The organism is Sphingobacterium athyrii (genome assembly GCF_003071065.1).
Lineage (GTDB): Bacteria > Bacteroidota > Bacteroidia > Sphingobacteriales > Sphingobacteriaceae > Sphingobacterium > Sphingobacterium athyrii.
Window position 1 is genome coordinate 429,838 of sequence record NZ_QCXX01000003.1, and the last position, 22,336, is coordinate 452,173.

General features: G+C 40.8%; 18 protein-coding genes. 12 read left to right on the forward strand and 6 right to left on the reverse strand.

What is annotated here, in order from left to right; genetic code table 11:
- Positions 1-199: 199 nt before the first annotated feature.
- On the forward strand, positions 200-3,139 hold the full coding sequence (locus DCO56_RS12560) for a M16 family metallopeptidase (protein WP_108634117.1): 2,940 nt from the start codon (positions 200-202) through the stop codon (positions 3,137-3,139).
- Between the two features lie 222 nt (positions 3,140-3,361).
- Here the strand turns inward: DCO56_RS12560 and DCO56_RS12565 are convergent, their stop codons facing one another.
- Both DCO56_RS12565 and DCO56_RS12570 read right to left on the reverse strand, forming a co-directional pair.
- Positions 3,362-4,273: a helix-turn-helix domain-containing protein gene (locus DCO56_RS12565; protein ID WP_108634118.1), complete on the reverse strand. Its 912-nt coding sequence runs from the start codon at positions 4,271-4,273 to the stop codon at positions 3,362-3,364.
- Positions 4,274-4,337: 64 nt separating this feature from the next.
- Positions 4,338-5,141 carry an SDR family oxidoreductase gene (locus DCO56_RS12570; protein ID WP_108634119.1) on the reverse strand — a complete coding sequence of 268 codons (804 nt, stop codon included), beginning with the start codon at positions 5,139-5,141 and terminating at the stop codon, positions 4,338-4,340.
- A gap of 255 nt (positions 5,142-5,396) precedes the next feature.
- On the opposite strand from DCO56_RS12570, the gene DCO56_RS12575 reads away from it, so the two are divergent.
- Positions 5,397-5,657 (forward strand): hypothetical protein, encoded by a 261-nt coding sequence (locus tag DCO56_RS12575; RefSeq protein WP_108634120.1) that lies wholly within the window; start codon positions 5,397-5,399, stop codon positions 5,655-5,657.
- 124 nt (positions 5,658-5,781) lie between these two features.
- Here DCO56_RS12575 and DCO56_RS12580 read toward each other — a convergent pair whose 3' ends face one another.
- On the reverse strand, positions 5,782-7,200 hold the full coding sequence (locus tag DCO56_RS12580) for an SDR family oxidoreductase (protein WP_108634121.1): 1,419 nt from the start codon (positions 7,198-7,200) through the stop codon (positions 5,782-5,784).
- Between the two features lie 268 nt (positions 7,201-7,468).
- Here DCO56_RS12580 and DCO56_RS12585 point away from each other — a divergent pair, with 268 nt between their 5' ends.
- Positions 7,469-7,852 (forward strand): YidH family protein, encoded by a 384-nt coding sequence (locus DCO56_RS12585; protein WP_108634538.1) that lies wholly within the window; start codon positions 7,469-7,471, stop codon positions 7,850-7,852.
- Between the two features lie 144 nt (positions 7,853-7,996).
- On the opposite strand, the gene DCO56_RS12590 is transcribed toward DCO56_RS12585, so the two are convergent.
- Positions 7,997-8,596 (reverse strand): DUF4142 domain-containing protein, encoded by a 600-nt coding sequence (locus DCO56_RS12590; RefSeq protein WP_108634122.1) that lies wholly within the window; start codon positions 8,594-8,596, stop codon positions 7,997-7,999.
- Between the two features lie 147 nt (positions 8,597-8,743).
- Positions 8,744-9,943, reverse strand: a complete 1,200-nt coding sequence (locus DCO56_RS12595) for an FAD-dependent monooxygenase (RefSeq protein ID WP_108634123.1) — start codon at positions 9,941-9,943, stop codon at positions 8,744-8,746.
- A gap of 87 nt (positions 9,944-10,030) precedes the next feature.
- Between DCO56_RS12595 and DCO56_RS12600 the strand changes: the two genes are divergently transcribed.
- The 6 genes from DCO56_RS12600 (at position 10,031) to DCO56_RS12630 (ending at position 18,490) form a co-directional block, all read left to right on the forward strand.
- A complete protein-coding gene (locus DCO56_RS12600) occupies positions 10,031-10,996 on the forward strand; it encodes a helix-turn-helix domain-containing protein (RefSeq protein ID WP_108634124.1) in 966 nt (321 codons plus the stop codon).
- A 357-nt stretch (positions 10,997-11,353) separates the two neighbouring features.
- Positions 11,354-12,004: a transcriptional regulator gene (locus tag DCO56_RS12605; protein WP_146191051.1), complete on the forward strand. Its 651-nt coding sequence runs from the start codon at positions 11,354-11,356 to the stop codon at positions 12,002-12,004.
- A 358-nt stretch (positions 12,005-12,362) separates the two neighbouring features.
- Positions 12,363-13,739, forward strand: coding sequence for a L,D-transpeptidase family protein (locus DCO56_RS12615; protein ID WP_108634126.1), 1,377 nt, complete (start codon positions 12,363-12,365; stop codon positions 13,737-13,739).
- 371 nt (positions 13,740-14,110) lie between these two features.
- Positions 14,111-15,496 carry an MBL fold metallo-hydrolase RNA specificity domain-containing protein gene (locus DCO56_RS12620; protein ID WP_108634539.1) on the forward strand — a complete coding sequence of 462 codons (1,386 nt, stop codon included), beginning with the start codon at positions 14,111-14,113 and terminating at the stop codon, positions 15,494-15,496.
- Positions 15,497-15,520: 24 nt separating this feature from the next.
- On the forward strand, positions 15,521-18,016 hold the full coding sequence (locus DCO56_RS12625) for a cation-translocating P-type ATPase (RefSeq protein WP_108634127.1): 2,496 nt from the start codon (positions 15,521-15,523) through the stop codon (positions 18,014-18,016).
- A 33-nt stretch (positions 18,017-18,049) separates the two neighbouring features.
- Positions 18,050-18,490 carry a pyridoxamine 5'-phosphate oxidase family protein gene (locus tag DCO56_RS12630; protein WP_108634128.1) on the forward strand — a complete coding sequence of 147 codons (441 nt, stop codon included), beginning with the start codon at positions 18,050-18,052 and terminating at the stop codon, positions 18,488-18,490.
- Between the two features lie 12 nt (positions 18,491-18,502).
- On the opposite strand, the gene DCO56_RS12635 is transcribed toward DCO56_RS12630, so the two are convergent.
- Entirely contained in the window at positions 18,503-18,853 is a 351-nt protein-coding gene (locus DCO56_RS12635) for a winged helix-turn-helix transcriptional regulator (RefSeq protein ID WP_108634129.1), read from the reverse strand.
- Positions 18,854-19,074: 221 nt separating this feature from the next.
- Between DCO56_RS12635 and DCO56_RS12645 the strand changes: the two genes are divergently transcribed.
- From DCO56_RS12645 to DCO56_RS12655, 3 genes are all read left to right on the forward strand, one after another.
- A complete protein-coding gene (locus DCO56_RS12645) occupies positions 19,075-19,872 on the forward strand; it encodes a DNA alkylation repair protein (protein WP_108634130.1) in 798 nt (265 codons plus the stop codon).
- A gap of 271 nt (positions 19,873-20,143) precedes the next feature.
- The gene (locus DCO56_RS12650) at positions 20,144-21,007 is read left to right on the forward strand and encodes a helix-turn-helix domain-containing protein (RefSeq protein WP_108634131.1); all 864 of its coding nucleotides are present in this window, start codon (positions 20,144-20,146) and stop codon (positions 21,005-21,007) included.
- A gap of 230 nt (positions 21,008-21,237) precedes the next feature.
- Positions 21,238-22,191, forward strand: a complete 954-nt coding sequence (locus DCO56_RS12655; protein ID WP_108634132.1) for a cation diffusion facilitator family transporter — start codon at positions 21,238-21,240, stop codon at positions 22,189-22,191.
- The last annotated feature ends 145 nt before the right edge of the window (positions 22,192-22,336 follow it).

A 22,336-nucleotide genomic window follows, 5' to 3' on the forward strand; every position in this document is an offset into this window, starting at 1 on the left:
TGGGTGTGAGCTGAAAAAAATCTTCTTTTTTATAACATGCTGATGAGTTTTCTGAACATTGTATCGCTTAATATTAATATTTCTATAAATTTTATTGTTTTTAAGCTATTACATTGACAATTGTTTGGTTAAAGTTTAATATTGTTGAAAATATTATTGCCAACTATTATCAAGATTATGTTCGCTAAATTGTTTATCTATGAATAGAAAAATGAAAACAGTAGCTTTCCTGTCGCTATTGTTTATAACGACCGGTATTCAGGCGCAAGTCGGAAAATACCAATGGAAAGAGACCTCAGAGGGGGGCTATACCTATAAATATGTGACCAACGACCCGGTTCAAACGCGGTTTTACAAATTGAAAAACGGATTGACCGTTATTTTAAGCCCCAATAACAAACAGCCTCGCATACAGGCTTATATCGCAACAAAAGCTGGTAGCAAAACAGATCCAAAAGATCATACTGGACTGGCACATTACCTGGAGCATATGCTCTTTAAAGGAACCGACAAGTTTGGTAGTTTGGACTGGTCCAAAGAAAAACCGCTGCTGGACGAGGTCGACAACCTCTATGAAAAATACAACCATAGTACAGATGCTAATGAACGCACGGCTATCTATAAAGAAATCGACCGTGTATCGGGGGAGGCATCAAAATATGCCATTCCGAATGAATATGATAAACTGATGAGCAGCATGGGCTCCAAGGGTACGAACGCGTTTACCTCCTTTGAGCAAACGGTCTACGTGGAAGATATCCCCAGCAATGTCATTGATAAATATCTGACCGTACAAGCGGAGCGATTCCGCAATCCCATCCTCCGTTTATTCCACACAGAGCTTGAATCAGTCTACGAAGAAAAAAATATCAGTTTAGATAACGATAACAGAAAGTCGATCGAAGCTATTTTTGCGGCCATGTTTCCCAATAACAACTACGGCAAGCAAACCGTTTTGGGATCTGTGGAGCACCTTAAAAATCCATCGCTCAAAGCAATCCGCGAATATTACAACACCTATTATGTTCCGAATAATATGGGTGTGATTATGTCGGGTGATTTTAATCCCACCGATGTGATTAAGCGCATAGACAAGGCGTTTTCGGGCATGCAATCCAAACCCGTGCCGGCATATACCTTTGAGCAAGAGCAGCCCATCACAAATCCAATTTCAAAGACTGTCAAAGGCCCTGCTGCTGAATACGTCTTAATGGGTTTTCGTTTCCCCGGTGCAGCACATCCGGATGCACAGATCCTCAATCTAATGGCTAATGTACTTACCAATGGATCTGCCGGTTTGATCGACCTGAACCTTGTTAAGTCGCAGAAATTATTGGGAGCAGGTGCTTCTCCTTATGTTCTAAAAGATTATTCGATGCTTATTCTTCAAGGTAATCCAGGTACCGGTCAGAGCCTTGAAGATGTCAAAAAATTGCTGTTGGCTGAATTGGACAAATTGAAAAAAGGAGATTTCTCTGCGGACTTGTTGACATCTATCATCAATAATGAAAAAAAATCACAGATTAAGCTCTTCGAAAACTACTCCAGTACCGCCGAGCAGCTGATGTCTGGCTTTAATTCGGAGTTGGATTGGGCAAAAGAGTTGGCTTATACAGACCGCTTGTCTAAGATTACGAAAGAAGATATTGTTCGCTTTGCCAATAAATATATTTCTGACGTCAATTATGTGACCGTTTTCAAGGAAAAAGGGCAGGACGCCAATGTAGATAAAGTAGTCAAGCCAGCCATTACGCCTATTACGGTCAATCGGAATGTGGAGTCTGCATTTTTGAAACAGATTAATGCTATGCCGGAGCAGAATATCAGTCCTAAATGGTTAGATTTTGATAAAGAGATTTCCAAAGCAAAACTGAAGGATTTGGATGTATTAGCTGTTCAAAACAAAGATAACGAACTATTTAGCCTGACTTATCATTATGATTTTGGAAGCTGGGACAACAAGTTACTGGGCTTGGCCGTCGGATACCTGGAATTTTTGGGCACGAAGAATAGGAGCAGTGAAGAGTTTAGCAAAGCATTCTATAAGCTGGCCTCAGATTTTTCAGTTTCTTCCGGAAATGAGGAAAGCAGTGTTTCTATTTCTGGTTTGGGCAGTAATTTTAAGGAGTCAGTCGGTCTGCTGCAGGATCTGATGCATAACTGTGTAGCGGATGAGCGCGCTTTTACCGCATTCATTGACCGCGTTAAAAAATCCCGGGCCAATGCCAAGGAGAATAAAGCTTCTATCATGGAGGGGCTAAAAGCCTATGCGCGTTATGGTGCCAAAAACCCATTTAATTACACCTATACCGATCAGGAACTGGATGGATTGAAAGCGGCAGACCTAGTCGCGGTATTGCATAAGTTAGCGAATGCGAAACACCGTATTCTCTATTATGGACCGGAGCCTGTAAATACGTTGGTGAAAAATCTTACACCGCTAAAAAATAACAACACGGCCTATGCAACCATAGAAAAGGGCGTAAAGTTTGTAGAAAAGCCGACCGACGAGAACAAAGTATTCTTTGCGCAGTATGGTATGAAGCAGGTTGAAGTATTCTGGATCAGAAATTCAGGGTTATTTGATAAAAACCAACTGCCGACGGTTGCATTTTTCAATGGCTACTTTGGTGGCGGTATGGGCAGTATTGTTTTCCAGACGCTTCGGGAATCCAAAGCATTAGCCTATACGACTTATGCCTACTATGCACAACCACAAAAGAAAGAAAACCATGGTATGGTCGGTGCTTATATCGGAACGCAATCGGATAAGTTTAAAGATGCTGTAGGTGGTATGAATGAGCTTTTGAATGAACTACCAGAATCAGCTGTAGGCTTGGAATCGGTACGTACAAATTTATTAAAATCATTGGCTAGTGAACGTATTACGGGGACCGGTATCCTTTCGAGCTATATGGCGGCACAACGCCGTGGACTTACCGAAGATTCAAGAAAAATGATCTTTGAAAAGATTCCTCAATTGTCATACAGCGATCTTAAACAATTTCACAGTGATAATATCAGCCGCAAACCCTATAGCTATTGCATTGTGGGCGAGGAGAAGGACCTAAACCAGGACCATATCACAGCGCTTGGTAAAATCACTAAGCTTAGCTTAAATGAAATCTTTGGATACTAATCCAAACGGAGGAAATATTTTTAATAGTTTATAGTTTTATTAGGGACCGCGTTGGCATACGTCGGTCCCTTTTTTATAAGTGGCTTATTGCTTAGCTCATGTATTGGGTTCTGAAGGTATTGTATTCCTCTCTCCAGACTTCATGTCGTACCATTCAGCTCTACGGCGGGAAATTACCTTTAAACGCAAAAATAGGAAATCAAAAGAACCCCTGAGGAGAGGTCAATGAAATAATTGTCTGAATGCTAAAGGTGAAACGTTGGTCTTTTTCTTAAACAGTTTGTTGAATGACTGTGGATGTTCAAAACCGAGCTTGTAGGCAATTTCTGCCACTGAAAGGCTTGTCGCCGTGAGCTTTTCTTTGGCTTCCTCAATTAACTTGTCATGAATGTGCTGTTGGGTGTTTTTACCGGTCAGTGAACGTAGTAAATCGCTTAGATAACGTGCTGAGACATGGAGGCTTTCTGCTAAATACTCTACCGTCGGAAGCCCCTGCTTTAATGTTTCTTCGCTGTCGAAATATTCATCCAGCAATTTTTCCAATTGTATCAGAAGCGCATTGTTAACAGCTTTTCGTGTAATGAATTGACGCTCGTAAAACCGATTGCTGTATTGCAATAGCATATCAATTTGTGACAAAATAATACCTTGGGTATGTTTGTCGATATGTTGATACTCTTTTTCGATTTTAAGAAAAATTTCTACAATGTCTTTTTCTTCCCGTTCGGAGAGATGTAATGCTTCGTTAAGGGCATAGGAAAAGAAATTGTAATTTTTTATTGTGCTTGCAAGTGTGTGCGTATACAAAAAATCAGGATGAAACATAAGCATGTAACCTTTTCCGCATTCGATGTTCATTTTTCTGATTTCAGAAATCGTTAACGACTGAATCTGTTTGGGCGCAATAAAATTCATTGTTCCTTTGTCAAAATCGTAATATTGTTGGCCGTACTTTATTTTTGCGGTAACATCTTTTTTGAGGGAAATGCTATAAAAATTGACGCAGAACTGCTCCCAAATGTTGCTTTCATCCGGTTTTATTCCAGCGACATCAATTACACTGATGAGCGGATGTAATGGCGCCGGCAATGACAATTGCTTATGAAATTCGGATATGGAATTGATAATGTACATCCTGTTTTTATTTTACAAACTTACAAAAAACAACTGCCCGTAAAGACAGTTGTCGATTTAAAAATTAAGCCTCAAATTGTTTCGCGATTTCTTGCCTGAAAGCTTCTTTACCGATTGTTAGACGTCTTTCATATAATGCATTTGCATCTTCGCCTGCCAAATAGCGTACCTGATCTTTATTGTCCGTTGCGGCTTCATACACCACCTGGGCAATTTGCTCTGCCGTGGATGCGTTTTGCATCATCAGATCCATTTGTTCTAACAGTTTGTTTTCGATGTCTCCATAGTCGGAAGATCGATTCATATCCAATGAACGACCTGCAAAATCTGTCGCGATTCCTCCTGGAGCAACAGTCTTGATCGCTATCCCAAATTTTTTCAATTCAAAGGACATACTTTCGCTCCAGCCTTCCAAGGCGAATTTTGTTGCATGATAGATCGAATTTAGCGGGAATCCCATAAATCCACCAATTGATGTGGTCGAAATAAATAAACCACTTTGCTGTGCCCTAAAATATGGGATAAATGCTTGTGTAACACGCAATACACCCAACAGATTGGTGTTGATTTGACGAAGTATTTTTTCGTCGCTCAAGGTTTCAAACGCGCCCATCAATCCATAACCTGCATTATTGAAAACGACATCGATTTTGGCCAAAGAGATTGCTTTTTCAACAGTTTCTTTGATCTGTGCAGGATCGGTTACATCTAATTTTAATAGCGTAACGTTTTCGATTTCAGTAAGCTCGGTTTCATTTTCGGGATTTCGCATTGTTGCGATAATATTCCAGCCCGCTTGTTGGAATAGCTTGGCAGTTGCTTTTCCCAACCCGGAAGAAGCTCCTGTAATGAAAATTGTCTTTCTCATAGTGTTATTATCTGATTCAATAATACAAATGTCTAAAGAAGGCACAGGGTATTTGTTGCCATATTGAGCTTGGTTGTAGCCAAAATGACGAAATCAAAATGGGGAAAAAAATCATCGACTTTGGCACGATTATTTGTTGATATTCGTTATAAAAATTATGCACTGTTAAGCTGATTTTTGCTCGATTAGTAACTTTTTAGCGTAATCATATTGGCGTAATTGCTGTATTTTAAAAATTTTAGAAGATCTATATTTATGCAAGGCACGATTGACGGGATAAGCGGCGAGCCACATCGTTCACAGGTGTTCCGTTTAACTTACAAAGGACAGGATTATCAGCTGGTGTTGTTGAAAAAGTCTTTATCAAAGCTCGATACGGAATTGCCAATTTTGCTCGACGGAATTGATCAAAAACTAGTAAAAAGGGGCGACTACTGGTTTTTTGAAAACAGGCATTCGGATCAGCACTTTGCGACAGAGATTTGGCGTAATTTATCTCTTCGATATCGCCTTTAAAGCCAAAAATTCTACTGTATCGTGGCCCGCACTCCAAGAGATTAGAAGGGCCACGTAATGGTATTGAGATCAATACTTAAGGATTGCATTTTCATTATAAATCATAACGTGTGAATTCTTATTTTTAAGGTTGAGCTATCCTGTTTATCATGCCCCTGAATATAAAGCCATGAAATGGCCATACAGCGTACCAATAGAGTCTTCCAGCAATACCCAGGGGTCTAAAGGTCGCTGTTTGTATCAGCATATTATCTTCGATTTTAAATTCTAGCCATGCTTCTCCCGGCAGTTTCATCTCTGCATAAAGCAATAATCTTTTTGTCTTTCTATCTGCTATTAGCACGCGCCAAAAATCAAGTGCATCACCGGCAGCCAGATCGCTTTTATTTTTTCGTCCCCTTCGCATACCCACGCCACCGACTAATTGATCCATGAACCCACGGATTTTCCAGAGCCAATTGCCATAATACCAGCCCGAATTTCCACCAATGGACCAGATTTTGGTCAACGAAGCTTCACTATCTTGGAGCGGAGCCTGACGGATATCCTTAAAGCAACCATAAGTGGGTACTTCGAGTAGCCTGGTGAGCCCGCCCGATAAAATTTTACTGGTCTGTGCATCTTTCCAGCTGGACACCACATTGTCGCTTTCAATTTTTTGAAAAGCTAATTGTATCGATTGTCTGTAATTGATCAACTTAATACCGAGCTCATCCGCTAGAGTATTGGGCTTACAGATCACTTCGACTTTCATGCTATCGACCAGGTTTTTCGCCAGGTAATAGGAAGTCGAAGTAACAAAATAAAGCCAGTAGGAGGAGAGCCTCGGTGTCATCAGTGGGATGATATAAATCTGTCGCCTCAGTTTTCGTTCGGCAGCGTATTGCAATAGCATCTCTTTATAGCTCAGGACGTCAGGACCGCCAATATCATAGCTCTTTTTAAATGTATGTGGGTTAGCGATGACACCGATCATAAATTCGATCACATTGCGTATGGCGATGGGTTGACATTTGGTTTGCAACCATTTGGGTGTAATCATAATAGGGAGTTTTTCGACCAGATCTCGTATGATCTCAAACGATGCACTTCCTGAGCCAACGATGATACCAGCCCGTAGGGTGGTGATTGGTATCCGCCCGCTTGCCAATATGCTTTCAACGTTTCTCCGCGAGTCGAGATGTTTGGATAATCGATCGGAATTGATTATTCCACTCAGATAGATAATCTGTTGCGCCTTGGTTTTTTCAATAAAGTTGCTAAAGTTGGTCGCGCATTCGGCTTCCATCTGTTGGAAATCACCTGATTGCGTAGCCATCGAATGGATCAGGAAATAAGCGATATCTATTTCAAGCGGAATATTTTTTAGGCTTTCCTTATCCAAGAAGTCGACTTCAACGACTTGAACATGATCCGAGATTGCCGCTGGATCAAAACGATCCTTATCCCTGACACAACAAATAACTTCATGTCCCTGTTCCAGCAACACAGGCAAAAGACGTTTTCCGATATACCCTGTAACACCGGTTAAGAGAATTCTCATATCCTGAATTGTTTATTGCAGATACATATTGTATATAAATATACTAAAATAGCAAGAAAATTGTTTTATTTAGTGCAATTTTATTCCATTAAAACAAAATCATACCTTTGAAAAACTAGGGGTAATGCCGTTATGAAACCTGAGTCAGTATAATCAGAAGTTACTCCATAATCGCGGATCCCTTTTTTTAGTTTGCTGCTGAATCATAAATTTGAATGGTCAAGTTTTTAAATTTCCTAACTTAGTTATTGAAAAAAATAATTCTTATATGGCAAATACTATTGTGCAAAAAAAAGTGGCTGACCACCTCGCTAACGAAAGGACATTTTTGGCGTGGATCCGGACAAGCTTGGGTATTATGGGCTTTGGATTTGTGGTTGTTAAGTTTTCGCTTTTTATTCGTCAGATCGAGCTGGTTCTGAAAACCGGAGCGGTCACTCAATCACATCATGGCTATTCGGGCGTTGTAGGTGTATCCATTGTGATCATTGGCGCATTGACAGTTATATTGGCGTTCTTTAAGTTCCGTAAGACAAAAAGGCAAATCGAAGATGAAAGTTTTGCTCAGGGCTCTTTCGGAATCACTATTACAGCAGTATTGATTTTTATTATTGGAGTTATTCTGAGTTGGTATCTTATCGATAGTTTGTAAGAAATAGTCATTCAAATACATCATGACTTTTGTCCAATTCATCCATAGTTTATGATAAATGCCACGAATAATCGCTATTCGTGGCATTTATATAATAAACACTTTAAAACTTGACTTAGCTTAAAGGCTGGGCACCAAATAATATTATTTCAATTTGTCTTTTACAGCTTTACTGTGCTCCAAATGTGTCCTTAAAGTCGGTAGGGTCTTATCCACAAATGCCTTTAATTCGGCATCTTTCAGATTTTTACTGGCGTCCTCAAAAAGCTTGACGTCTTTTTCGTGATCCTCCACCATCTCATCGATATAGGCTTTGTCAAATTCTCTTCCTGTCTTTTTAGCCAAATCATCTTTTACTTTTTGCTGTTCAGCGCCTACTGTAGCAGGGACAGTAATGTTTTTTGCCTTGGCGAGTGTAGTCAGTTCGTCATTGGCCTTGCTGTGATCTTTGATCATCATTTCTCCAAAAGCTTTGACATCGGCATGCTGTGCTTTTTGCTGTGCCAACTCCCCGAGCTCTACTTCGGCCATACCGCCATTTGCCGCTTCGGTTACAAATTTAGCATCCTCTTCACTGACGGATAGAGGCGTCGCTGCGACCTGATTATCATCCATATTTTCAGGCGCCTTTTCTTCGTTGATACTGTCTGCCGTTTCCTTACTGTCATTCTTTGCACCGCCGCCGCAACTTTGGACGGCAACAATCGAAAATGCAATTGCTAGGGTCAGAAATATTCTTTTCATATGCTTATGAGTTTGATTTCAAAATAAACAGTACTCAAAACAATATGGTTCAAAAAAAGTGATTATTGCTGCTCGTCAAGTGTTTAGGATATAGACCAATTGGACTTAAAAAATCCTTTTGTGTATAAATATGCTCTATCTAGATTATTATACATCGCCAGCTGCGGCTGAGATCGCCAGCTTTGATAAATCTTCTTGCTCCTTTGTTAGCACGATAGGATCTGTCATTATTTTTTGAACATCAATAGCGCTAGCATTCCGAAAGCTTTCAACAAATTTCTCGAGATCAGCTTCGCTTTTGGGTAGGAAAGATGCCGCATTATTCTTTGCGTTGGTCTGAAATTTTTCGATAATCGGTTGCATCAAGGTGTTATAGTTTTTACAGGCGGTTAGTATGTCGTTTGGATATTCTCCAATAAAATGTGCCATTGCCTTTGCACCATAAATAGACAGCGAAGCGCCCATTCCTGATAGGGCGGTGGGACAATATCCGGCATCGCCCAACAATACCACCCGGCCGTTCACGAGATTTGTTGCATGTACCATACCCATTTTATCAATGAAAAATAGGCCATCATCCAAGAGGCTGTCCAGTAGTTGCTGTACCTCAGCATTGTAATTACCAAAAGCATTTTTAAGGATCGATGGCGCATTATTTTTTAGCGTGCCAATGTCTTCGGATCTGCGTATGTAGCATTGGATAGCGATTTCGTCCTGTGCGATCGGATAGATAGACAGCATTCTGTCGACATCAATATAGACCTTAAAAACGCCTACTTGCTTATTATGTCTTTGCTTTAATTTACCGCCCACGTAAAGGGTATTGAAGTCTTCCAATTGCGCATTACTAAAATACCTTTCTCGTGTAGCAGATCGTAATCCTTCCGAAACAATGACTAAATCAACCGTTAGCGTACTTCCATTTGAAAGTGTAACATTCGTGTAGTCTTCCCGTTCTTCGAGTTGTGAAATCGTTGTATCAAATAGTATATGGACATCGTTTTTGATGGCTTCGTACAACACCTGATGTAAACCGCCCCGCGATATAAGAACAGAACGTTCAATGTTTTTATTCATTTTATCGTAATCAATGCTTCGAATGATGTCCTCATTTGTTTCTACGAAATGAACGGTTTCAGAAGGCGATGATGCTGCCTGTAAGTTTTTGGTTAATCCCAATTCTTCCATGATTTTTACACCAAAGCTTTTTAGGGAAATCAAGAACCCTGCTTTATCGAACGAAGTCGACCGATCGATTACTGTAATGGTGTGACCTTGTTTTGCTAAAAAATTTGCTGCCGTTAACCCAGCAATTCCTGCGCCAGTTATTAAAATATGTTTTTTCATTTCTTTTATTTTTTTATTGATAGTGCAAATTTATATATACTTTTAATGCTAAAATAGTTCAATAAAAAGCAAAAATAGTCTGATAAAATGAGTGGCATACATAGAAAAGAGGAAATGGGCTATTGGGTGGAGCGCTTGGGTGTTTCGCTTGCACCAGCTGACTCCGCATTAGAAAAACTTGACCTGAATGAGCTTAAAATTATAGATTTGCTACCCGAAATGCTGGTCATGATCCGTTCTGTGGTGGCCAAGGAAACGTTTTGTTTTCGAAGGAAACCAATAAAAATTATTGAAAACGGAATATCCATTTCTTTCCAAAATATTATCAATTCGCCTTCAACAATCAATAGCGCAACTAAGAAAATGATACCACAGGCAGGACCACATGTTCGCATTATACCATTGCATGTAGAAAGTGAGGTGAGCTTTCCAAAAGATATCAATATCCAGCAGGTAACCATTATCGTAAGCCTTGATTATTTAAAAAGTTTTATCGGAAAAGACCACGTTACGTTCGATTATCTATTTGATAATGAAAAAACGCTTTGGATCGAGGAATTCATGTCACCGGAAATCGCAGAAGTAACCAATGACATTTCGATCGCACAATTCCCGGATACGCTATCAGATGCCTACTATAGGCTAAAATCGCTGGAACTACTATTTTATCTGTTTAAAAATTTATCCTTAAGAACGCATGTTACGCATCAGCATATATCAAAATATGAACTGGAATCGGTATATCGCGTCCGGGATAGAATTGCGACTTCGATAAACAAACCATTTCATCAGGAAGAATTAATAAAAATAAGTGGTATGAATGTCATTAAACTTCGGAAACTTTTTACGCAAGTCTTTGGTAAAGGTATGTATCCTTATTACCAGCATATACTTATGCAGGAGGCCGCAAGACTGTTAAGGGACGAATATTTATCGGTTTCTGAGACTGGTTACCAATTAGGTTTTAGCAATTTAAGTTATTTTGGACGATTATTTGAAAGGCATTTTGGATCCACACCGAAGAAATGGGCTCAGCAGAATCGGAACACATAATTTTCATACTCAAATAGTCCAAGCCGATCAATGGTGCCTTCAGCCCCCAGCTGCCTATATTTCTTGTTTTCAAGCACTGCGGGCGACTAGCTTGCTCTTAACTGCTACGTGGGACAGCATGTGCCGCATCTTATGAATTTGACTATTGGAATGCTGGAAATGGTGGATGGATTCCCTTGCATGTCAAAGTAAAAGTAGAAAGAGCAGATCCAGATGCAGTGAATATGGATCCATACGTTACGAATTGTAAATGATTGCTGTTAAATATGAAATGGAAGTAGATAGCCGCGCAGAAAACACGTAATTTACAGGAAAATTAAGGTCTTAGTACCATTAGACGGCTAGATTAATAAAATCATGATGAGAAAATATTCTTGTATAATGCTTCTTTTTGTTGCTGCAATGGGTAGCCTACGTGCGCAGACGGTGACAACTAAATTGGTCCCAATCAAATTAAAGGCAAGTTTTGAACGTGTAAAAGAAGCTATCCCCGATATGACTGGTCAGTATCTTGATACCAAGATGCAAATTACGCCGCTGGCCCATACAGATACGACGGCTAGCTTTGAAATCGAGGAGGGAGGTTTAAATATTGAAATTCTTTTGGATAACGAAAAAGAGTATAATAAATTGGTTGCAGCAGCGGCAAAAGACGTTTCCAAACCAAGTATTCATATGCTGTATACTTTTGCGCTAAAGGCTAAAAAGCTGAAGGTACCACCACCGAAAAAAAACTTTTTCTTTCCTGAGTTTGGGTTAATATGGACGGTGACCATAAAAAAAATAGCAGAAATGGAAACCGAGCTTTTATTTTCCTATAAATCGCTAGCTCCCGAATTCGCAAAGAAAATTGAGCGTGAATTTGAAAGCGATGTCTATTACAACAACAAAATTATAAAAATTTCTGTCAATGATAAGCGAATGCGCCACCTGTTCAACGAGATTCTGATCAATAACATGCATGTTGACAGGGATTATCCGGCGCCAAAATATCCAGCGCGCAATTAGTTTTTTTGCTTTGGGCCAACTGCCCGAGCTCTACTTCGGCCATACCGCCATTTGCCGCTTCGGTGACAAATTTAGCATCCTCTTCGCTGACGGATACCGGCGGCGCCGCGACCTGATTAAAGTACTCAAAACAATATGGTTCAAAAAAAGTGATTATTGGCAGGGAACGGTTTTCTCAGCAGTCCGCCCATTATTACAAATAATATAAAAATTAACTGATATTATACCTTTTATATTCGTTTATATTTCAGAACTTTGTAATAAGTTGATGTTGTCGTTTGAGGGTTTGGCCATCCGAAAATAAATACAGCAATAGCATCAGGTCGGTATTAAAATTTAAACAAAAAAATTTGATATCATGAAGGCGCTTTCATATTTCGTCGTTATTTTATTCGCTGTTTCCTACACGGCGACCTACGCGCAGGATGTAAAAATAGGTACGGAAATTACCACAGCGTTAAAGGACAATACCTATCTTTCAAAACTGAATTATCCAAAATCGGTCATCAGGTTCTACACGGACAATTATTCGGGGGATAGCTGGACTGATAGTCAGCATGGGTGGGATCAATCGGAAATAGCCCTCGCGCTGCTGGCACAGGCCGACCATTATGGACTCTCGCTGTCCGATTATCATTTAGAAAGCCTTTCATTTAAAAAATTAAAACAATGGCGGGATTTTCCTTCCGAAAAGAATCAGCGGGAAAGAGTACTGTTTGATATACTGCTGACCGATGGCCTGATTACGTTTATTAATAACCTTCACTTTGGAAAATATAATCCGCTATACAACTCGTCTCGCATTGACAGCAGTAGGACAAATGGTTTTTGTGCGGATGAGATATTGTCTGTTGCACGATTGCAGGCAGATTTTCAGGACGCTATACTTCAGGCCCAACCAACGATCAAAGCTTATGGTGATTTTCAGGCCTATCTGGATAGATTTTATGCAGTGAACAAGGGGCTGCCTTCTACAGCGGAAATGGCTAAGATCATCCTAAATATGGAACGCCTGAGATGGATCAGCACGCAAGGTGAAAACTATATCATGGTCAATATCCCTTCCTATATGTTGGAATTTCATCAGGGGGATGAGGTGTCCAACTTTAAGGTAGTGGTCGGAAAGCCAACGACAAAAACACCCGTTCTGGAAAGTGAGATCGAATATTTTTCAACAGCACCAGACTGGCGGGTACCCAGCAGTATTTTCCGCAATGAAATACTGCCCGAAATTTTGAAAGATCGGGGCTATCTCACTGATCACCATTATACTGTCTATGACGGATCGGGCAATGAAGTCGTCGTGAATGCATCAACACGAAGAAAGATCAGGAACAATCCTACTAAGTATAGTGTAAGGCAATCATCGGGAGAGGACAATGCCTTGGGTGCCGTTGTATTTAGATTTCAGAATCCGCATGCGGTATATGTTCATGATACTCCGCAGAAACAATTTTTTAAACGCGGGAAAAGGGCGCTCAGTCATGGCTGTATACGTGTAGAAAATGCGGATCGCCTCGCAGCTATGCTATTATCATATGATGATTCCGAATACAGAATTTCGGAGCTGGAAGATGCAATACACTCCTACGAAAAGAAAGATTTCGTCCTGAACAAGCCTCTGCCCATTATAATTACTTACCTGACCTGCCTTATAAAAGAGGGAAAGCCTATTGTATACACTGATATTTACCAATTCGACAAATCGTTGGAAGACAAGGTTAATCAAAATTAAGAATGGCATCGGGACAGCATAGTATCGTTGCTCAGATTAAATGTATTTAAATCATTGTTAATTTAGCATATCCTCCTGGAGAACATATTTTGAAAAATATTGTTTCTTATACAGTCAGTAGATAAAAGGAGAAGATCCGCTGTTTTCAAATTAGATTGTATTTCTGCTGCTGGAAATAAAGTGATGAGGATCATAATATCCAATAGCAGTGATCATGACCTGAATATTAGTATAGATCTAACTTTGACGTATCAAACCATAACATAAATTTATTATGAAAGCCAGAGAAAACTCCAATCAGATCGTTCAATATTCGCTTTTATCGCAAGTCAAAGGCCTTGTCGTACAAGGGCTCCATTAAAAACATGAAGATGGAAACTATTTTTATAAAATCTCTCGGAGGGGCCGGAACAGTGACCGGATCAAAACATTTATTAAAAACTCCCGAACTTACCATATTAGTCGATTGTGGCTTGTTTCAAGGTATTAAATCCTTGCGTGAACAAAATTGGGAATCCTTAAATATTCCGATAGGAGAAATTGATCTGGTCATTCTTACCCATGCCCATCTGGATCATTGCGGCTATCTACCTTTGCTCATAAAAAACGGATTTAGAGGTAAGATCTACATGACCGAGCCTACCGCGGAACTGGCCAAACTGATCTTGCTTGATAGCGCGAAGTTACAGGAAGAGGATGCGAAAAAGGCTAATCAGCATCATTATACCAAACATCATCCTGCAAAACCGCTATATACTAAAGTGGATGCTGAACAGGCTTTCGAGCATTTTTATACTGTTCAGGAAAATACCAGTATTAAGCTAGGCAATCAGATTCAATGCCAGTTCAAACCTTGCGGCCATATCATTGGCGCCTGTTCGGTAGCAATTACCTGCTTTGACAAAACGATCGTATTCTCGGGTGATATCGGACGAAGCCATAGCGAGATTCTGCCTATCCGTGACTTTTTTACCGAAGCGGATTTTTTGGTCATGGAGTCTACTTATGGTGACAGATTGCACGACAAGACCGATTTGTATGATAGTCTGGCACATTGGATCAACCTTACGGTTAAAAACCACGGTAATATCATTATTCCTAGTTTTGCTGTGGGTAGGGCACAGGAGCTGATCTATATGCTCTTTCGTTTAAAGGAACAAAACAAAATTCCGCACGATCTGCCCATCATCCTGGACAGTCCTATGGCTGCTACCGCCACAAAGATTATGGTTGATTATGCCGAATACACCAGTATTGATAAAAGAAAATGGTTGAAAATTGTTGAAAGTATTGAAATTAACAGAGATTATATGAATACTGCGGAGATTATTCAGGATAAAGCAAGTAAAATCATTATTGCCGGCAGTGGTATGATCACCGGAGGAAGGGTGCTTGAATATTTGAAACATGATATAGGAAATAGCCGGAACACGGTATTGATCGTAGGATTTCAAGCCGAAGGTACACGTGGCAGAGCTTTGCTAAATGGGGCTTACGAGTTGAAGATTCATGGCAGTTATTATCCGGTAAAAGCAAATATCGTAGAATTGACAGGTTTATCGGCACACGCTGACCAATACGAACTGCTGGAATGGATCAAAAAATATAAAATTCCTCCTCAAAAGATCATGCTGGTACATGGAGAACCATGTGCATTGGAGGCATTGCGCGTAAAGATTCAAACAGAACTAGAAATACCTGTAAAGATTTTAGTCAAAGATGAGCGATTTGCGCTCACGCATCCCCCTAGGTTCTAGTTTTAACGATCTAATATCCACTTTATGACATATAATATCCCCAATCATCTCAAAGGTCTCAGCCAGGACGAAGTAAATCAGGCGAGGGCAAAATATGGGTATAATCAGTTGGCGGAAACGCATAAAAGTACTTGGCTGGAATTGCTGCTGGGTATTTTAAAAGAGCCTATGCTGATCTTGCTGATTGTTATTTCACTGATCTATGTGATTGTGGGCGACTATGCTGAAGCAGCTTTTATGATGGTGGCGATCGTGGCGGTCACCGCGATCTCCTTTTATCAGGACAACCGTAGCAAGAAAGCATTGGAAGAGCTTGAAAAACTCAATGAGCCCCTGAGTGTGGTCATCCGGGATGCGCAGGTGGTCAAGATTCCTACGCGGGAAATTGTTGTAGGCGATCTTTGTATCACAGAAGAGGGGCGCATGATTAATGCGGACGGAGTAATCGTACACAGCAATGACTTTTCTGTCAACGAGTCATCACTCACAGGAGAGAGCTTCTCCGTGTTCAAGGATAGTACGACAACCGATAATTTCGTTTATAGCGGCACAGTAACGGTGTCGGGACTTGCTGTCTTTCAGGTGCAAAAGATAGGCAAAGAGACGCGTGTAGGCAAAATTGGCGAATCCATACGAACGATTAAAGAGGAGATCTCGCCCTTGCAGGTCCAGATCCAGAAATTTGTCAAAGCAATGGCAATCGTCGGAATTGTTATTTTCCTGCTGGTCTGCATGTTCAGTTACCTCGATACGCACAATATCGTAGTGAGCCTGCTCAATGGGCTCACCTTGGCAATGTCTGTACTACCCGAAGAGATTCCTGTCGCATTTACAACTTTTATGGCCCTGGGGGCATGGAAACTCATGCGCGAGGGTATTATCATCAAAAGGAGCAGTATCGTAGAAACCTTGGGGAGTACCACGGTAATCTGCACCGACAAAACAGGTACCATTACTGCCAATATCATGCAATTAAAAAACCTGTATGATTATCGTTCCGACAGGGTGTATGCCGAAGGTGAATTTGAGCATGAAGCACTTCATGAGCTTATTGACTATGCTATGTGGAGCAGCGAGCCCGTGCCTTTTGACCCTATGGAGATCACGTTGCATAAAGTATACGAAAAAACACAAAAAAATGATTTAAGACGGAGTTATCAGCTATTTCATGAATATCCGCTCGAAGGCAGGCCGCCAATGATGACACACCTTTTTGAAAATAATGAAAAGCAGCGGATCATCGCGGCCAAGGGTGCACCCGAGGCGATACTTAGCGTTTCACAGCTCTCCGATGCCGATCGAGATAAGATAAGGGCGGTGATTAAAACTTTTGCTCAGCAAGGATATCGGATTCTGGGTGTTGCCAAATCACATTTTGAAGGAAATGACTTCCCTGCAAAACAACAGGATTTTACGTTTGAGTTTTTAGGGCTCACGGTGTTCTATGATCCGCCCAAAGAGGGGATAAGGGAGGTCTTTCAGCAAATTTATGCTGCCGGAATCAAGGTAAAGGTGATTACGGGCGATAACGCCGAAACAACAAACGCGATTGCATTGCAGGCAGGAATTGTCAATGATACGCCGGCTGTAAATGGTAGCGAAATCATTGGGAATACCGAAGATGACATCATAAAGCTGGCTGAGCGGACCACGCTATTTACCCGCATGTTTCCAGATGCCAAACTTGCGGTCGTCAATGCACTGAAAAAGAGTGGTGAAGTTGTGGCCATGCTCGGAGACGGGGTAAATGACGGTCCGGCGTTGAAAGCAGCGCATATTGGTGTGGCCATGGGAAATAAGGGAACAGAAATCGCTAAATCAGCGGCGGCACTGGTCATCACCAACGATGATTTGCAGAAACTCATCGTCGGCATCGCTGCTGGTCGCCGGATTTATACCAACATCAAAAAGGCTGTGCAGTATATTATTTCCATTCATATTCCCATTATTCTGACAGTATCCTTGCCCTTGTTTTTAGGCTGGATCTACCCGCAGATATTTACCCCTGTGCATGTGATCTTTCTGGAACTGGTCATGGGGCCTACCTGTTCTATCGTTTATGAAAATGAACCTATCGAAAGAAATACGATGAATCAGCCTCCAAGAGCGATGGGGAAGACTTTTTTGAGTATCAGTGAACTGGGCATAAGCATCATACAAGGGGTAGTGATCACGCTTGGGGTCTTATTTAGCTATCAATTTACGGTCCAGCATGGCGGGAGCGAGGAAAAAACAAGGGCGATGGTGTTCTGTACCTTGATCTTTGCGAATATATTGTTGAGCTATGCCAACCGCTCGTTCTATTATAGTATCATCGAAAGCTTTAAGAATCGTAATTTCTTATTGTTCGGGATCTCTTTAATTGTGTTGATCTTGCTATTTGTCATCTTGTATTGTGGGCCAGTTGCTGCTTTCTTTGAGGTAACAGCACTGAGTGGATCTGAATTGGCGATAGCGCTGGTCGTTGCAGGTTTATCTGTACTTTGGTTTGAAATTTACAAGCTCATGAGGAGAGCATAGATTGAGTTTTTATATAATTTAATACGAATCATTATGTTGGGAGAATTGAGTAAAAGAGAAATTATCACTTTATTGGAGAGCCAGTTTATAGGCCGGATAGGCTGCCACGTCAATGGCGAGACGTACATTGTCCCGGTTAACTATGTTTACCAGAATAATGCGATATATGCTCAGGCAGGAGAGGGTAAAAAAATTGAAATGCTACGCGCAAATCCTCGGGTTTGTTTTCAGGTTGACGAAATTGACAGCATGTTCAAATGGAAAAGTGTCATTCTGTGGGGAAATTTCGAAGAACTGAAGGATATGGAGCGACAACAGGTTATGCAGGGCTTGATCCTGCGCATTATGCCCAATACAAATGAGGCTGGACGCCATCCTGCGCATGCAATAAATCCACAGCTTCATGATTCGCTAATCGTATTTCGCATCAACATCGAGCAAGGAAGCGGACGTTTCGAATCGCATGACGATTGAAGGGAGGGCGGACTAGAGCCGTTCGCCCTTTTCAGCATCCTCCAATAAAAGCTTTCCCCAATCGTTCAATTTCCAAAGCACCGCTACTAATTTTTCGCCCAGTGGTGTAAGTGAATATTCGACACGTGGTGGTAATTCATTAAAGTTCTTTTTACACAAAATTCCGTCCCGCTCCAATTCTTTCAAATGCTGGTTTAAGACACGTCTGTCTACCTTGGCGATACCCCGTAGCATCTCGCTTGGCCTTTTCTCGCCTTCATTGATTCGCCATACAATCGGGATTTTCCATTTTCCGCTGATCGCATTAACGGCAAATTCCAATGGACAGATTTTTTCTTCTATTGCTCTTTCCTCTAATTTCATAAAATTGACTTTTTTATCCCATAGGGATAATTATATGCGGTATTGTGGTTCTGATTTTTCTTTCAAAACTTTGCAAAAATATAAAACAATATATGAAAAATTTAAAACAGCAAATTGAAGAACTGAACGAAAACTTGATAAATCAACTACCCACAGAAGTTTTAGCGGTATTCTCTAGATAGATTGGATATTCAGGAATTGATTGAACAAGTGTAAACAACATGAAAAGAAAAGGCGCAAGAAGCACGAAAGATATTCCAAAAGATATTTTGGACCAATTAAACCGTGGAGAAATGGAGACGGTCAACCTCGTGGAATGGCTAGCTGTAGACCAACAACTTTTATTGGAGAATTTACTTGCACAAAATGGAAGATCAGCTTATTTAAGCCCTCTTCGCACAAAAATTGATCAGCTGAACAAACAAACCGTAAATACCGTAAACGAGGCTATCGGGATAGGGCTTTTTGAACAAACGATGCAAAATAATGATAAAGAGTTTTTAGCAATCCTGTCAGATCATCGTGCTGACCTTGTTCGCTGCTGGGCAACATATACAATCGGAAAAAATAAAAATCTGAACCTTTCCGAAACGCTTAAACAGATTCAGCCTTTTGCCGCTGATAAACATTTTGGCGTAAGAGAAATCTGTTGGCTGGCCGTGAGAGCCAAAATTGCTGAAAATCTTGATGAAAGCATCAGTCTGCTTTCCGGTTGGACATCAGATCAGGACGAAAATATAAGAAGATTTGCAACAGAGGCAACCCGGCCAAGGGGAGTCTGGTGCGAACATATCGAAATGCTCAAACAACATCCTGAATTAGGCCTGCCTATATTGGAACGGTTAAAATCCGATAAAGCAAAATATGTACAGGATAGTGTGGGGAATTGGTTAAATGATGCAAGTAAAACGCAACCCGCATTTGTTCAGCAACTTTGCAAACGTTGGGAAGAAGAGAGTGATAGTAAAGAAACAAAGTACATCATTAAAAAAGCATTGCGGACGATCAATAAGCAATAGACGATAGGCATTGGTTTTGTCCTTGGCGCGCGGTATATATCGGAGGCGCCCTGAAAGATGCAGATGTAAGTCTTTCGATCACGTACAAGGTAGTGGCCATCGGATTGCTCGTGGCAGCACTTTCGCTACTGTTGGTGAAGGTAAAGAACAATACAAACAAAATAAAATAGATGAAAAGAAATTAGGATTGTATGCCCCGAGACACCAAAAGAGCTATATTTGTGGTGGTTGGTAGCCAAAAATAACGAAAGAATATCGTTAAAAGGTCAGGATGAAAAGAGACAACAAACATATTCCCATAAATAATTTAACCGATAATCCCCAAGTGGGGATACTGGTAAAAAGAAGGAAATTTCAAAAGGATCTTCCTGATGACAGTGAACATATAGCGCATCGGCATGACGAGCACCTCTTTTTGGTCATTGAATCAGGCGAAATACAGCTTGAATTGGATTTCCAGCAGTATATACTCAGACAAAACACTGTCGCCTATATCCACCCCAGCCAGGTGCATCGGATTTTGGACCTTCAGCACTCGTCATTCGCAATTATCGGCATTTCGAGCGTACATATCAAGGATGAATATTTCAATATCCTGGAACAGCTTTTTTTACCGGCCAAACCGATTTTTGTCTCAGGAGAGCATGCCAAAATATTGTCGGGTACTGTTGAGCTGTGTGAAAGCATATACAACAGTACAGTAGATAGAGCCTATAGTTCCTTATTATCCGATTATCTGAATGCTTTTATTGGCTTATATGTATCCCAATACTTGCGGAATGTACAAAGTTCGGAGAAGTCAAACCGATACCAGATCGTCACCAAAGCATTTCGGGAACTGTTGGAGAAACATTTTTCGAACATGAAAAAGCCGGGAGAATATGCCAATATTTTGAATATCTCCCCATCGTATCTACGCGAGTGTGTCCGGATAGCAACCGGAATGTCTGTGACGGACCATATCCAGAACAGGATTATATTGGAAGCCAAACGGCTGCTTTGCCATTCGAAGAAAACGATCAAGGAAATTGCTATTTACCTCGGTTACGATGACCATTCTTATTTTTCAAGGCTTTTCAAAAAGGCAGTAGGCATCACGGCTCATGAATTTAGGAACGAAAACCACCTTTTCTGATCGATCGGCCTGATTTTCTGACAATAACACGCGTGATGTATAAACACTTCGATTTTATACATCGTTTTATCCCTTTTTTATTTTTTATACACGGCTCTTTCTCCCAGTTAATCTTCAGCATAGGGATCCCAGCATCGTTTCGTCCTATAGATACCGCTTTATATCCAATAAATTGACTTCTTCTATTTCGTTTCTTTGTGCTATAGATTTGAACACAAGAAATTACAATTATGGAAGATATCAATCAAGAGACCGTACACCGACATGATGCCGGATGTGACGGTCACGGTCACCATCATCACGATGGAATGCATATCCATCCCGTAGCAAACAACATGAAAGTAGCGCTCGCTCTCAATGTCAGCTTTACGATCATTGAGTTTTTTGGAGGATTGTTTACAAATTCGGTGGCCATTATTTCAGATGCCATTCATGACCTGGGAGACAGCTTGGCCATCGCTTCGGCACTTGTGCTGGAAAAGGAATCCGAAAGGGGCAGAACAGCGACTTTTACTTATGGCAAGCGCCGGTTTTCAACTTTAGCGGCGTTGATAACCTCGCTGATCCTTTTCGTAGGATCGGTTGTGATCACAATAAATGCGATACCACGTTTTTTCCATCCGGAGGAAGTTCATGTTCAGGGGGTGCTCTGGCTGGCCATCCTTGGACTTCTGTTTAATGGTGCAGCGGTATTGAGGTTAAAGAAAGGGAATAAGAGCTCACTGAACCAAAAAGCAGTAATGCTTCATCTTATGGAGGATGCTCTGGGTTGGATCGCTGTTTTGATTGGAGGTATCGTTATGTACTTTACGGGCTGGTATTGGATCGATCCATTGTTGTCACTTGGAATTGCTGCATTTATCCTTTTTAACGCTGTAAAAAACATCAGTAATGGCCTCTCTATTTTTCTACAGGCAAAACCTCATGGGATTGATGAAGGTAAACTGCTCAATGAGCTCCTTGCGATACCGCATGTATCGGATATCCATGATCTTCATATCTGGACAATGGATGGAGAAAAGCATATTCTGACTTCCCACATTGTTGTACCGGCGGATAGTGATATTACACTCATGCGCCGGGTACGGGAAGATGTCCTGCAAAAATTGAAAAATTTAAATATTCAGCACCCCACCATTCAGATCGAAACATCAATGGAAACGTGCCGGTTTACAAACTGTTGATGCAGATAGATTATGGCTTTGCCAAATCCCAGTGATCGCAGTAGCTGAAATGCCATTAAACAGTGCACCCATGGTAAGTAACAGTTTGATCGAAGCGGAAAAAGTAAATCCGTAAATCTTGCAAATCAAACAAGAAATTGCACAA

Excerpts from the sequence above, each read along its gene's own strand:
- DCO56_RS12560 (WP_108634117.1), top strand. The coding sequence starts at position 200 with ATGAATAGAAAAATGAAAACAGTAGCTTTCCTGTCGCTATTGTTTATA.
- DCO56_RS12565 (WP_108634118.1), bottom strand. The coding sequence starts at position 4,273 with ATGTACATTATCAATTCCATATCCGAATTTCATAAGCAATTGTCATTG.
- DCO56_RS12570 (WP_108634119.1), bottom strand. The coding sequence starts at position 5,141 with ATGAGAAAGACAATTTTCATTACAGGAGCTTCTTCCGGGTTGGGAAAA.
- DCO56_RS12575 (WP_108634120.1), top strand. The coding sequence starts at position 5,397 with ATGCAAGGCACGATTGACGGGATAAGCGGCGAGCCACATCGTTCACAG.
- DCO56_RS12580 (WP_108634121.1), bottom strand. The coding sequence starts at position 7,200 with ATGAGAATTCTCTTAACCGGTGTTACAGGGTATATCGGAAAACGTCTT.
- DCO56_RS12585 (WP_108634538.1), top strand. The coding sequence starts at position 7,469 with ATGGCAAATACTATTGTGCAAAAAAAAGTGGCTGACCACCTCGCTAAC.
- DCO56_RS12590 (WP_108634122.1), bottom strand. The coding sequence starts at position 8,596 with ATGAAAAGAATATTTCTGACCCTAGCAATTGCATTTTCGATTGTTGCC.
- DCO56_RS12595 (WP_108634123.1), bottom strand. The coding sequence starts at position 9,943 with ATGAAAAAACATATTTTAATAACTGGCGCAGGAATTGCTGGGTTAACG.
- DCO56_RS12600 (WP_108634124.1), top strand. The coding sequence starts at position 10,031 with ATGAGTGGCATACATAGAAAAGAGGAAATGGGCTATTGGGTGGAGCGC.
- DCO56_RS12605 (WP_146191051.1), top strand. The coding sequence starts at position 11,354 with ATGATGAGAAAATATTCTTGTATAATGCTTCTTTTTGTTGCTGCAATG.
- DCO56_RS12615 (WP_108634126.1), top strand. The coding sequence starts at position 12,363 with ATGAAGGCGCTTTCATATTTCGTCGTTATTTTATTCGCTGTTTCCTAC.
- DCO56_RS12620 (WP_108634539.1), top strand. The coding sequence starts at position 14,111 with ATGGAAACTATTTTTATAAAATCTCTCGGAGGGGCCGGAACAGTGACC.
- DCO56_RS12625 (WP_108634127.1), top strand. The coding sequence starts at position 15,521 with ATGACATATAATATCCCCAATCATCTCAAAGGTCTCAGCCAGGACGAA.
- DCO56_RS12630 (WP_108634128.1), top strand. The coding sequence starts at position 18,050 with ATGTTGGGAGAATTGAGTAAAAGAGAAATTATCACTTTATTGGAGAGC.
- DCO56_RS12635 (WP_108634129.1), bottom strand. The coding sequence starts at position 18,853 with ATGAAATTAGAGGAAAGAGCAATAGAAGAAAAAATCTGTCCATTGGAA.
- DCO56_RS12645 (WP_108634130.1), top strand. The coding sequence starts at position 19,075 with ATGAAAAGAAAAGGCGCAAGAAGCACGAAAGATATTCCAAAAGATATT.
- DCO56_RS12650 (WP_108634131.1), top strand. The coding sequence starts at position 20,144 with ATGAAAAGAGACAACAAACATATTCCCATAAATAATTTAACCGATAAT.
- DCO56_RS12655 (WP_108634132.1), top strand. The coding sequence starts at position 21,238 with ATGGAAGATATCAATCAAGAGACCGTACACCGACATGATGCCGGATGT.